This is a genomic window from Lysobacter enzymogenes, assembly GCF_017168095.1.
In the GTDB taxonomy this organism is placed as follows: Bacteria; Pseudomonadota; Gammaproteobacteria; order Xanthomonadales; family Xanthomonadaceae; genus Lysobacter; species Lysobacter enzymogenes_D.
In genome coordinates this window covers 1-11,911 of sequence record NZ_LXSD01000388.1, presented here as the reverse complement: position 1 = coordinate 11,911, position 11,911 = coordinate 1, and the positions used below count along the sequence as shown (strand labels likewise).

The following is an 11,911-nucleotide window of genomic DNA, read 5'->3' as shown; positions in this document are numbered from 1 at the left end:
CCGCGAAGGCGGGCATCCAGGGCTTTACCGCGACATGACTCTGAAGTCTCTGGATCCCCGCCTCCGCGGGGATGACGATTGAAGAGACGCCGCAAGGCCAGAGCCCGCAAAGCGCGAACAAGCCACGTCGCCCATCCGCCTGAACCACCCCGCCACGCCGCGCATGGCCGGCGCGCGCCGCAGCCGCCACAATGGCCGCAGCCGCGCGAGCGCCCGCGGCCATGGACGGCCCCAGGCCACGCGCGCCACCGAGCATCCCGCCTCCGAGGTCTTCGATGAGCTGGCTCAAGCGTCTGCGCGTGGACACCTTCACCCTGGCCCTGCTGGCCACGGTCGCGCTGGCCTGGAAATTCCCGCTGCACGGCGCGCCCGCGCAGTGGATGGACGATGTCACCGACCTGGCCATCGCCGCGCTGTTCTTCCTGCACGGCGCGCGCCTGTCGCGCGAGGCGATCCTCGCCGGCATGCTGCACTGGCGCCTGCACCTGGTGATCTTCGCCAGCACCTTCATCGCGTTCCCGCTGCTGGGCCTGGCGCTGAAGCCGCTGTCCGGCCACCTGCTGACGCCGGAGCTGTACCTAGGCCTGCTGTTCCTGTGCACCCTGCCCTCGACCGTGCAGTCGTCGATCGCCTTCACCTCGATGGCCGGCGGCAACGTGCCCGCGGCGGTGTGCAGCGCCTCGGCCTCGAGCCTGCTCGGCGTGTTCCTGACCCCGCTGCTGCTCAGCGCGCTGGCCGGCGCGCACGGCGGCATGGCCGACCCGAGCGAGGCCATCGGCAAGATCATGCTGCAGCTGCTGGTGCCGTTCGTGGCCGGCCACCTGCTGCGGCGCTGGATCGGCGGCTGGGTCGAGCGCCAGCGCGCGGTGCTGCGCTACACCGACCAAGGCACGGTGCTGCTGGTGGTCTACACCGCGTTCTCGGCCTCGATGAACAGCGGCCTGTGGCAGAGCATGCCGGTGGCGGCGCTGTACGTGGTCATCGCGGTGTGCGCGCTGCTGCTGGCGGCGGTCATGGTGCTGACGACGTTCGCCGCGCGGCGAATGGGTTTCTCGCGCGAGGACGAAATCGCCATCGTGTTCTGCGGTTCGAAGAAGAGCCTGGCCACCGGCGTGCCGATGGCGAAGATCCTGTTCGCCAGCAGCGCGCTCGGCGCGATCGTGCTGCCGGTGATGATCTTCCACCAGATCCAGCTCATCGTCTGCGCGCAGCTGGCGCAGCGCTATGCGCGCAAGGCGCCGGCGCGGGCGCAGTTGGAGGAAGCGGCGGACTGAGCGGTTTCGGCGGAGGCCGGAACCGCGCGGCGGGGTTCGCTTCGCCGCTTCGGTCGATCCGTACCCGACTGTAGGAGCGGCGCGAGCCGCGACCGCGACAACGCAGCCACGGCGTTGCTTTCGGCGTAGTTGCGTTGTCGCGGTCGCGGCTCGCGCCGCTCCTACAGCGGGCGTTCCGCGGTCGCTTCGGCGTTACGGGTGAGGGCGCGCGCTCAGCGCGCGTCTTTCACCACCTCGCCGCCCTTGATCACCACCGGCACCGCCTCGAGCAGGCGCACATCCTGGGTCGGGTCGCCGGCCACCGCGATCAGATCGCCCCAGCGCCCCGCCTCGATCAGTCCGACATCCTTGCGCCCCAGCGCCTGCGCCGCATCGAACGTAGCCGCACGGATCGCCTGCGCAGCGCTCATCCCATACCGCGTCATCACCGCGAACTGCCTGCCGTTGAGTCCGTGCGGATACACGCCGGCGTCGGTGCCGTACACCATCTTCACCCCGGCCGCGTGCGCGCGGCGGAAGTTCTCGCGCTGGATGTCGCCGACCTCGCGGTCCTTGCGCAGGTTGTCCTCGAGCACGCCGTTCTTCTTGCCCTCGGCCTGGGTGTAGTCGGTGTTGTAGATGTCCATCGACAGCCACGCGCCGTGCTGCTTGGCCAGGCGGATGCCTTCCTCGTCGATCAGGCTGGCATGCTCGATGGTGTCCACGCCGGCGCGGATCGCATCGCGGATGCCGGCCGCGCCGTGCGCGTGCGCGGCCACACGCAGGCCCCACTGGTGCGCCTCGTCGGCCACCGCCTTCATTTCCTCATAGCTCATCTGCTGCTGGCCGGGCTCGGTGTTGCGCGAGAACACGCCGCCGGTGGCGCAGATCTTGATCACTTGCGCGCCGTACTTGCGCAGCTCGCGCACGCTCTTGCGCGCTTCGGCGGCCGAGTCGGCGTTGTACGGGTTCTTCTGCGCCATCGACGGCGGGAAATAGGTCGAATCGCAGTGGCCGCCGGTGGCGCCGAAGGAATACGCGGCGGTGACGATGCGCGGGCCGGCGAGTTTGCCTTCGTCGATGGCCTGGCGCAGGCCGACGTCGTTCCAGGCGTCGGCGCCGACGTTGCGCACGGTGGTGAAGCCGGCCTGCAAGGTCTGCTGCGCGTGCTTGACCGCCAGCACCGACCAGAACCGGTCGCTGAACTGCAGGCCGGTATAGCCGCCGTAGCTGGGATCCGAATCCAGATGCACGTGCATGTCGATCAGGCCCGGCAGCACGGTCATGCCAGCCAGGTCGATGCGGCGCGCGCCATCCGGCGCGGCGTCGCCGGCGCGGCCGACCGCGCTGATGCGGCCGTCGCGGATCACGATCTGCGGGTTCTCGACCAGGCGGCCGCTGCTAGCGTCGAACAAGCGCGCGGCGGTGACCACGACGGTGTCGGACGCAGGCGAGGCTGCCGGCGCCTGCGCCGCCGCCGGCAGCGCGAGCGCCAAGGCCAGCGCCGACAGCGCCGGAATCCATCCACGCCGCGACGCGCGCGGCTCCCTGCGAATGCGGTACGGCATCATCGGCACCGATCTCCCCATCGGCGGAACAGTGCCGCGAGTATAGGCACGAGCGGGCCGCGCTCCGCCAGTGCGGGTCGGCTCGATAAAGCGCGCCGCGCCTTCAGGCGGATGCCGTCGATGCGGCGGACTCAGCCGATCGGATGCAGCTCGAACGCGGCCGCCGGCGCCAGCGCCGGCAGCATCCAGTGATCGGCCAGCAGGAACGCGAACAACGCCATCAGGTAGACGATGGAGTAGTTGAACACCTTCATCGCGTACAGCTCGTCCGGCGGGTCCATCAACTTCCAGGCGTAGTACAGGAACACCGCGCCGAGCACCAGCGCGCCGCCGAGATAGAACAAGCCGCTCATGCCCGCCGCCCACGGCAGCACCGTCACCGCCACCAGCAGCACGGTGTAGAACAGGATCTGCCAGCGGGTGTACTGCACGCCGTGGGTGACCGGCAGCATCGGCACCATCGCGCGGGCGTAGTCGGCGCGGCGGAAGATCGCCAGCGCCCAGAAGTGCGGCGGGGTCCAGACGAAGATGATCAGCACCAGCAGCAGCGCGTGCGCCCAGTCCCACTCGCCCCGCATGCCGGTCACCGCGGCCCAGCCCAGCAGCGGCGGCGCCGCGCCGGCGATGCCGCCGATGACGATGTTCTGCGGCGTGGCGCGCTTCAGATAGACGGTGTAGACCACCGCGTAGCCGATCAACGAGGCGAAGGTCAGCAGCGCGGTGATCGCGTTGACCCACAGCGCCAGGATCGTCATCGACAGCGCCGCCAGCACCAGCGCGAACACCAGCGCCTGGCGCGGCGTCACCTGGCCGGCGACGATCGGCCGCCACGAGGTGCGCGCCATCTTGGCGTCGATGCGCGAATCCAGCAGCTGGTTGATCGCCGCCGCGGACGAGGCCGCCAGCCAGATGCCGAGGAAGCCCAGCACCGACTCGCGCAGCGGCGGCCAGCCCGGCACCGCCATGAACATGCCGACGATGGCGGTGAACACGATCAGCGCGACCACGCGCGGCTTGGTCAGGTCCCAGTACTGCCTGGCGGTGGGTCGCGGCGCGGCGTTCATCACGGCTCCGGCGTGCGCAGGCGCGCGAGCAGCGAGACCAGGGCGAACAGCAGCAGCGCGGCGCCGCCGTTGTGCGCCACCGCGACCGCCAGCGGCAGGCCGAGCTTGACGTTGGCGATGCCCAGGCCGACCTGCAGCAACAGCAGCGCGCCCAGCAGCGTGGCCCAGCCGCGCAGGCCCGGCGTGCGCAGCAGCTTGACCGTCAGCGCCGCCAGATACGCGAACACCACGCCGGCCATGATCCGGTGGGCGAGCTGGATGGCGATGCGCGCCTCGCCGTCGAGGATGCCGCCTTCGTAGTCCACGCCGATGCCGCGCCACAGCACGAACGCCTCGCCGAAGTCGTGGCGCGGCCACCACTGGCCGACGCAGGTCGGGAAATCGTTGCCGCAGGCCAGCGCGGCGTAGTTGGCGCTGGTCCAGCCGCCGAGCGCGATCTGCACGCCGAGCACGGCGATGCCCACGCCGACCCAGCCACGCAGGCGCGGCGCATCGGCCAGGCGGATCGGCAGGTGGGTCGCGCGCCACGCCGTCCACACCAGCAGCGAGAAGGTCAGCAGTCCGCCGAGCAGATGCGCCATCACCACGATCGGCTTGAGCAGCCAGGTCACCGTCCACATGCCGAGCAAGGCCTGGAAGATGATCACCGCCAGGGTGATCGCCGACACCCGCGACAGGTCGGTGTTGCTCCAGCGCGCGGCGGCGGCGATCAGGATCGCTTCGCCGATAATCGCCAGCGCCGAGGCGGCGACGTGCTGCCCCTTCATGTACAGCGGAATGCCGATGGCGACCAGCAGCGAGGCCAGCGCGATCTGCGCCATGCCCTTGCTGCGCCGGCGCGCCGACACCAGCGCCAAGGTCAGCACCAGCACGCCGAGCAGGCCGGCGATCATGCGGTGGAACTGCTCGCGCCAGGCCTTGTGCACTTCGACCGGGCGGATCTGGGTGGCGACGTGATCGACCGCGTCGTCGGCGTGCGACGGCCACGCGGCGCGGCCGTAGCAGGTCGGCCAGTCGGGGCAGCTCAGGCCGGCGTTGGACAGGCGCACGAACGCGCCGAACACGATCACGCACAACGCCAGCGCCACCGCCAGCCAGGCGATGCGGTGGAAATTCTTGTGCAAACCCGGACCGCTCAGGCCGGTGAGGCTGGATACGCTCATTTCTTCGCTTGGTCTCGCTGGAGGCGCCGCGTGCGGGACGGCGGCGCCTTGCGCCCGCCGTGGCCGCCGCGGCCCGTCGTCACATCAGTTTCAGCAGCCGGCTCAGGTCCGTGCGCAGCCCGCCGGGTTGGAAGCCGGGAGCGTAACGCAGAATCACGAAGCCGTTCGGGTCGATCACATACACCGGCAGCCCGGCCGGGTCGTTCAGCCGCGGCAGGCGCTCGCGCAACTGCGGCGACGGGCCGAGCACGCGCAGCGAGGCCGGACGCGCCGCGCCGGCCGGCGGTTCGCCGAGCCACAGGATGTCGACCTGGTCGGCGTCCTTGCCGAACAGCTGCCACACGGTGTCGAGCTCGTGCGACAACCGGACGCAGGCCTGCAGGCAATCGGGCTGCGGCGCCACCACGATGCGCCAGACCCGGGCGCCCGGGTTCCACGGGTAGGGCTTGCCGTCGGCCAGCGTCGGCTCGATCCGGCGCAGGTCGGGCTTGGGCTCCAGCAGTTCGCCGTGCTGGCGGTTGATCGCCGGGTGGCGGTCGGTGAAGCGCATGACTCCGGCGACCAGCATCGGCACGAAGAAGAACGCGGCGATCAGCACCAGGGTCAGGCGATTGCGGTTGCGCTGGGCGTCGGAGACGGGCGCGGGTGAGTTCATCGGTCGGCTCCGCGGCGCGGACGCCGGAAAGTCAGGATCAGCGCGGTGACCAGCACCGCCGCGGCGAGTGCGAACCACTGCAGGGAATAGCCGCGGTGCTTGTCCGGCGGCAAGGTGTTGCTGAGCAGTTCCAGGTCGCGGTCGAAGCCGAGCTTCAGCGCCGGATCCAGGCGCAGCACGCGCGGCGCCAGCGGCTTCGGCAGTGCCAGCGCGGCGGCGATCGCGCGGGTGTCCACGCGGGTCAGCAGCCAGCCCTCGCCTTCGCGGCCGATGCCGGGCCCGAGCGGGATGCCGACCGACGGCGGCGCGCTGAGCAGCCCGCGCAAGGCCAGTTCGCCTTCGGGCCGCGGCACCGGCGGCAGCTTGCGTTCGCCGCCCAGCGGCAGCCAGCCCAGATCGACCAGCAACGGCTCGCCGCCGTCGGGCACGAACAGCCGGTAGACGCGCACACCGGCGCGGCCGCCGCGCTGCTGGTTGTCGAGCAGCAAGGCGCCGCGCGGGTCGAAACGCCCGCGGCCTTCGGCCCAGTCGTAGTCGTGCGCGCGGCGCGGATCGGCCGCGCGCGACAGCGGCTGCGGCACGCGCTCGCCGAGCACGCGCGCGGCCGCGTCGAGCATGGCCTGCTTCTCCACCGCGCGCCGCGCCTGCCACAGGCCGAGGTTGGCGAACAGCGCGATCGCCGCCAGCGCCAGCGTCCAGCCCAGCAGCACGGTGCCGCGGCGGCTCACCCCAAGCTCCCGGCGTGCTGCGATAATCCCGGCTTCGCACCCGCGCACGCACCGAACGAGGCTTCGATGAGCCAAGAACTGAAAATCCTGCTGGTGGTGGCGTTCCTGGCGGTCATCCTGTGGAACCTGGGGGCGGGCCTGTATTACATGCTGGTGGACAAGGGTCAGAGCAAACGCACGGTCAATGCGCTGACCCGCCGCATCGCGCTGTCCATCGCGCTGATCCTGATCGTGGTGGTGTCGATCTGGATGGGTTGGATCACGCCGCACGGCGTGGGGTCGAATCCGGGCTGAGGGCGGGTCGAACCCGGCCAGCCCGCTGGCGGACCCCGCGGACCGGCGAACCGCAGGCCGGCGAACAGCAGACCGCTATTGTCGCCCGTCCGGTGCGTCGCCGCGATGCGGCGGCCGGTCGCCTCGGGCCGGCCTTCGCTCTTGCCCTTGTGGGAGGGCCTTCAGGCCCGATGCCTTTCGATCGGGTCGCGCGGCGAGCCGACACAAGAGCCTCGGGCCTGAAGGCCCTCCCACAACAGCAGAGCCCGGGCCATTCCAGCCCGCAACCGGCCTGCCCCGCCCACAAAACGAAAGGCCGGCCACCGGGCCGGCCTTTCGCATCGACGCTTCGCCGCGCTTACAGCACGTAGACGAACAGGAACAGGCCCAGCCACACCACGTCGACGAAGTGCCAGTACCAGGCCACCGCTTCGAACGCGAAGTGGTTGTCCTTGTCGAAATGACCCTTGAGGCAGCGGAACCAGATGATCGCCAGCATGATCGTGCCCAGGGTCACGTGCAGGCCGTGGAAGCCGGTGAGCATGAAGAAGGTCGAACCGTAGATGCCCGAGCCCAGGGTCAGGTTCAACTCGGTGTAGGCGTGGATGTACTCCTCCGCCTGGAAGAACAGGAACAGGCAGCCCAGCGCCACGGTCAAGCCCAGCCAGATCAGCAGCGCCTTGCGGTTGCCGGCCTTGAGCGCGTGGTGCGCGGCGGTGACCGTGGTGCCGGAGGTCAGCAGGATCAGGGTGTTGAGCAGCGGCAGGCCCCAGGCCGGAATGGTCTGGAAGTGGCCGCCGACGTCGCCCGGGCCGGCGCTCGGCCAGGCCGCGCTGAATTCCGGCCACAGCAGGCTGTTGGTCATCACGCCGTCGCCTTCGCCGCCAAGCCACGGCAGCGCGAGCGTGCGGGCGTAGAACAGCGCGCCGAAGAACGCGGCGAAGAACATCACCTCGGAGAAGATGAACCAGATCATCCCCATCCGGAACGAGACGTCGACCTGCTTATTGTAGTTGCCGCGCACCGACTCGCGGACCACATCGCCGAACCAGCCGAACAGCACGGCGATCATCATCGCCACGCCGACGAAGAAGGTCGGCTTGCCCCAGCTGACTTCGTTGAGCCAGCTGGCCACGCCGATCATCAGGGTGAACAGGCCGATCGAACCGAGGAACGGCCAGCGGCTGCTATGCGGGACGTAATAGATGTTGGCGTCTGGCGAGTGCGCTTGGCCCATGGCGGCGTTCCGTAGTCAGGTAGTGCGAAGCCAACTCAAGGCGCGGCCAGCGGCGAGGACGGCGTCTTGGAGACCGCGCCCTGCTGCAGCCGTGCGGTGAGCACGTCGTTCTTGAAGAAAGTGTAGGACAGGGTGATGGTCTCGACGCCGTCCGGAAGGTTCGGATCGACGATGAAACGCACCGGCATCTCGCGCGACTCGCCGGCCTGCAGCGTTTGCGCGGTGAAGCAGAAGCATTCGGTCTTGTTGAAATAGCCCGACGCGCGCGCCGGGGCCACCGAGGGCGAGGCGCTGCCGACGATCGGCGCGTCGCTGGTGTTGCGCGCGTAGTAAGTCGTTTCGTACTGCTCGCCCGGGCGCACCTTCATGCTCACCGCGTGCGGGCGGAACTCCCAAGGCAGCTTGGAATTGACGCTGCCGTCGAACTGCACGGTGACGATGCGGTCGCTGACCGCGTGGCCGCCGCGGTCGGCGTCGGCGACGCCGCGTTCCAGGCGGATGCCGAACACCTTCTCGCAGGCGATGCGGTACAGCGGCACCAGGGCGAAGGTGAAGGCGAACGCGCCCAGCGCCACGCCGACCATGAGCTTGGTCATCTTCGGCGACGCCTGCCGGCGGACCTCGGCGAGGTCCTGCGGCTGCGGTTCGCGCGGGTCGCGGTCCTGGCTCATCGGCCGAGCCCGAACACGCCGCTGAGGATGAACAACACGTACACCGCGACCGCAACGCCGCCGAACCACAACGCGGTCCGCCGCGCGGCCGAGCGGCGCTGAGCGAGGTCCTGCGGTTCCTGGATCGGAGTCATGTCGGCCTCCCGGAAGCGCGCGCCGCGATCGTTACGAACGAACGCGGCGCCGCCTGCGCGATCAATGGGTGATGTCGCCGTGCGCCAGGTCGCCGTCGCGGATGACCGGCGGGGTGGCGAAGGTGTGGTGCGGCGCCGGGCTCGGCACCGTCCACTCCAGGCCCTTGGCGCCTTCCCACGAGCGCGCCTCGGCCTTGGCGCCGGACTTCTTCGACAGCAGCAGGATGCCGGCCATCATGAACGGCGTCAGGAACATGCCGAACGCGCCGATCGAGCTGACCAGGTTCCAGTCCGCGAACACCACGTTGTAGTCCGGGATGCGGCGCGGCATGCCGGCCAGGCCCAGGAAGTGCTGCGGGAAGAACAGCAGGTTGACGAACACCATCGTCCACCAGAAGTGGAACTTGGCCAGGCCTTCGTTGTACATGCGGCCGGTCCACTTCGGCCACCAGTAGTAGACCGCGGCGATGATCGAGAACAGCGCGCCGGTCACCAGCACGTAGTGGAAGTGGGCGACCACGAAGTAGGTGTCGTGGTACTGGAAGTCGGCCGGAACGATGGCCAGCATCAGGCCCGAGAAGCCGCCGATGGTGAACAGGATGACGAAGGCGACCGCCCACAGCATCGGCGCTTCGAAGGTCATCGAGCCGCGCCACATCGTGGTGACCCAGTTGAACACCTTCACGCCGGTCGGCACCGCGATCAGCATGGTCGCGAACATGAAGTAGATCTCGCCACCGAGCGGCATGCCGACGGTGAACATGTGGTGCGCCCACACGATGAACGAGAGGAAGGCGATCGACGCGGTCGCGTACACCATGGCCTGGTAGCCGAACAGCGGCTTGCGGGCGAAGGTCGGGATGATCTCCGAGACCACGCCGAACGCCGGCAGGATCATGATGTAGACCTCGGGATGCCCGAAGAACCAGAAGATGTGCTGGAACATCACCGGGTCGCCGCCGCCGGCCGCGTTGAAGAACGAGGTGGCGAAGAACTTGTCGGTCAGCAGCATCGTCACCGCGCCGGCCAGCACCGGCATCACCGCGATCAGCAGAAACGCGGTGATCAGCCAGGTCCAGCAGAAGATCGGCATCTTCAGCAGGTCCACGCCCGGGGCGCGCATGTTGAGGATGGTGGCGATGACGTTGATCGCGCCCATGATCGAGCTGATGCCCATCATGTGGATGGCGAAGATCGCGAAGGCGACGTTGGAGCCGCCCTGCAGCGACAGCGGCGGGTACAGCGTCCAGCCGCCGGCCGGCGCGCCGCCCGGCAGGAACAGGGTCATCAGCAGCAGGGTGAAGGCGAACGGAAGGATCCAGAACGACCAGTTGTTCATGCGCGGCAGCGCCATGTCCGGCGCGCCGATCTGCAGCGGGATCATCCAGTTGGCCAGGCCGACGAAGGCCGGCATCACGCCGCCGAAGATCATGACCAGCGCGTGCATCGTGGTCATCTGGTTGAAGAACTCGGGCTTGACGAACTGCAGGCCCGGCTCGGCGAGTTCGGCCCGGATGACCACCGACATGCCTGCGCCGATGATGAACATCACGAAGCTGAAAATCAGATACAGCGTGCCGATGTCCTTGTGGTTGGTCGAGAAGAACCAACGCTCGATGAAGCCCTGCTGGTGGGCGTGATCATCGTGATGCTCGTGGTGATCGGCGACGGGGTGCGTGGCTGCCATGACCTACCTCTGATAAATGCGGACGATCAACCGGCGGTCGCGGCGCCCTGCGGGGCGGCGGCCGGGGCATCGGAACTGGCAGTGCCGGCGGCCGGAGCCTGCGCGGCGGCGGGAGCGGCCTCGGCGGGCGCCGGAGCGGCGGCCGGAGCCGCCGGAGCGTTCTTGGCCTTCTGCTCGGCCAGCCACTGCTGGTATTCGGCCTTGGGCAGCGCGCGCACCACGATCGGCATGAAGCCGTGGTCCTTGCCGCACAGCTCGGCGCACTGGCCGCGGTAGATGCCCGGCTCCTTGATGTCGGTCCAGGCCTCGTTGACGATGCCCGGGATCGCGTCCTGCTTCCAGCCCAGCGCCGGCACCCACCAGGCGTGGATGACGTCGTCGGCGGTGATCACGAAGCGGATCTTGGTGTCGGTGGGCAGCACCAGGACGTTGTCGACGTCGAGCAGGTAGTGCTCGTGGTCGGCGGCGGTGACGTGCTTGCCGCTCTGGCGCAGCTGGTCGCTCTTGCGGTCCAGGCGGCTGGTGAAGGACACGCCTTCGCCGAGGTAGTCGTACTTCCACATCCATTGGTAGCCGGTGATCTTCACCGTCATCGCCGAATCGCGGGTGTCGTACATGTTGATGAGCTTGCTGGTGGCGGGGAACGCCATCAGCACCAGCAGCGCCACCGGCACGACCGTCCAGACGATCTCCAGCTTGGTGCTGTGGACGAAGTCCTTGTCGGGCACCGCGCCCTTGGACTTGCGGAACTTGAACATGGCCACGGCCATCGCGCCGAAGACCAGGATGCCGATCACCACGCAGATCCACAGCGCCAGCATGTGCGCGGAGTGGGCGTTCATCGATTGGGCGGTGACGCCCTTGCCCATGTTCAACTGCCACGGCTTGGGATCGGCCGCCTGCGCGAACGCCAGGACCGGCGACGCCATCGCGGCGACGCCCGCTGCCCACTGCTTGAAACGACCGGCTTTCATCAGTTCGAGCCCCGAATAAATCAGTGTGGTGATCTAACGCGCGCTCCGCGGGCTGCCTCTCCTCCCGGCGCCGGCGGCGCCCTTGGAGGGGCGCGCGGACCGTGCGGGAACTGCGAGGTGGCTGGCGAGCCCTGCCGGGCCCATCACGCCGGGATCGGCGCTACGGATAACCGAGAAATGGTAGCGGCGCCCCCGCCCTGCGGCAACCCGCCACTTGCACCGAGCGCGCGCCGGCGAAAATCGCGCAGAACCAATGTCGGCGCGGGTTTGCGCCGCGCACGGCCGGCCGGGCGCGCAATCGGGGCATGCGTCGCAAACGTGACCGATGCAAGTTAGCGCATCCAATGCAGGCCTTGCGAGCAAGTCCGCGGCGCGGCCGCAGACCTTGCCGGAACGGCCCGATCGCCTGTCCGCGCGAGCGATCCGCGCCGATCTGGGCGCCACGCCGGCCGGTAGCGAACCCGCGCCGGGCCAGCACCGGCCCACGCCGACCCCGCCGCGGCC

General features: G+C 69.3%; 14 protein-coding genes. 2 read left to right on the top strand and 12 right to left on the bottom strand.

The genetic code is table 11. The features are described 5' to 3' along the window. Positions 1-289: hypothetical protein (locus tag A7A76_RS15860; RefSeq protein ID WP_206412095.1), on the bottom strand; the 289-nt coding region annotated here is incomplete at its 3' end. Here A7A76_RS15860 and A7A76_RS15855 point away from each other — a divergent pair. Further along, entirely contained in the window at positions 276-1,274 is a 999-nt protein-coding gene (locus A7A76_RS15855) for a bile acid:sodium symporter family protein (protein ID WP_206412094.1), read from the top strand. The genes A7A76_RS15860 and A7A76_RS15855 overlap by 14 nt on opposite strands. Positions 1,275-1,486: 212 nt before the next feature. Here A7A76_RS15855 and A7A76_RS15850 read toward each other — a convergent pair whose 3' ends face one another. From A7A76_RS15850 to A7A76_RS15830, 5 genes are all read right to left on the bottom strand, one after another. After that, positions 1,487-2,821 carry a metal-dependent hydrolase family protein gene (locus A7A76_RS15850; protein WP_206412093.1) on the bottom strand — a complete coding sequence of 445 codons (1,335 nt, stop codon included), beginning with the start codon at positions 2,819-2,821 and terminating at the stop codon, positions 1,487-1,489. 131 nt (positions 2,822-2,952) lie between these two features. Next, the gene (locus tag A7A76_RS15845; RefSeq protein ID WP_206412092.1) at positions 2,953-3,885 is read right to left on the bottom strand and encodes a heme o synthase; all 933 of its coding nucleotides are present in this window, start codon (positions 3,883-3,885) and stop codon (positions 2,953-2,955) included. Next, positions 3,885-5,048: a COX15/CtaA family protein gene (locus tag A7A76_RS15840; protein ID WP_206412091.1), complete on the bottom strand. Its 1,164-nt coding sequence runs from the start codon at positions 5,046-5,048 to the stop codon at positions 3,885-3,887. The genes A7A76_RS15845 and A7A76_RS15840 overlap by 1 nt, the downstream gene beginning before the upstream one ends. A gap of 79 nt (positions 5,049-5,127) precedes the next feature. Beyond that, entirely contained in the window at positions 5,128-5,703 is a 576-nt protein-coding gene (locus tag A7A76_RS15835) for a hypothetical protein (protein WP_206412090.1), read from the bottom strand. Next, positions 5,700-6,431, bottom strand: coding sequence for an SURF1 family cytochrome oxidase biogenesis protein (locus A7A76_RS15830; RefSeq protein WP_206412089.1), 732 nt, complete (start codon positions 6,429-6,431; stop codon positions 5,700-5,702). The genes A7A76_RS15835 and A7A76_RS15830 overlap by 4 nt, the downstream gene beginning before the upstream one ends. A 66-nt stretch (positions 6,432-6,497) precedes the next feature. Between A7A76_RS15830 and A7A76_RS15825 the strand changes: the two genes are divergently transcribed. After that, positions 6,498-6,725: a twin transmembrane helix small protein gene (locus A7A76_RS15825; protein ID WP_074872554.1), complete on the top strand. Its 228-nt coding sequence runs from the start codon at positions 6,498-6,500 to the stop codon at positions 6,723-6,725. Here A7A76_RS15825 and A7A76_RS26740 read toward each other — a convergent pair. The 6 genes from A7A76_RS26740 to coxB all read right to left on the bottom strand — a co-directional run bounded on the left by A7A76_RS26740 (position 6,691) and on the right by coxB (position 11,407). Further along, a complete protein-coding gene (locus A7A76_RS26740; protein ID WP_428995170.1) occupies positions 6,691-6,930 on the bottom strand; it encodes a DUF6053 domain-containing protein in 240 nt (79 codons plus the stop codon). The genes A7A76_RS15825 and A7A76_RS26740 overlap by 35 nt on opposite strands. Positions 6,931-7,062: 132 nt before the next feature. Further along, the gene (locus A7A76_RS15820; RefSeq protein WP_206412088.1) at positions 7,063-7,941 is read right to left on the bottom strand and encodes a cytochrome c oxidase subunit 3; all 879 of its coding nucleotides are present in this window, start codon (positions 7,939-7,941) and stop codon (positions 7,063-7,065) included. 35 nt (positions 7,942-7,976) lie between these two features. Then, a complete protein-coding gene (locus A7A76_RS15815; protein ID WP_206412087.1) occupies positions 7,977-8,612 on the bottom strand; it encodes a cytochrome c oxidase assembly protein in 636 nt (211 codons plus the stop codon). Beyond that, positions 8,609-8,746, bottom strand: a complete 138-nt coding sequence (locus A7A76_RS15810) for a hypothetical protein (RefSeq protein WP_206412086.1) — start codon at positions 8,744-8,746, stop codon at positions 8,609-8,611. The genes A7A76_RS15815 and A7A76_RS15810 overlap by 4 nt, the downstream gene beginning before the upstream one ends. A gap of 61 nt (positions 8,747-8,807) precedes the next feature. Next, positions 8,808-10,433 carry a cytochrome c oxidase subunit I gene (ctaD, locus tag A7A76_RS15805; protein ID WP_206412085.1) on the bottom strand — a complete coding sequence of 542 codons (1,626 nt, stop codon included), beginning with the start codon at positions 10,431-10,433 and terminating at the stop codon, positions 8,808-8,810. A gap of 26 nt (positions 10,434-10,459) precedes the next feature. Next, positions 10,460-11,407 (bottom strand): cytochrome c oxidase subunit II, encoded by a 948-nt coding sequence (gene coxB, locus A7A76_RS15800; protein ID WP_206412084.1) that lies wholly within the window; start codon positions 11,405-11,407, stop codon positions 10,460-10,462. Positions 11,408-11,911: the final 504 nt, after the last annotated feature.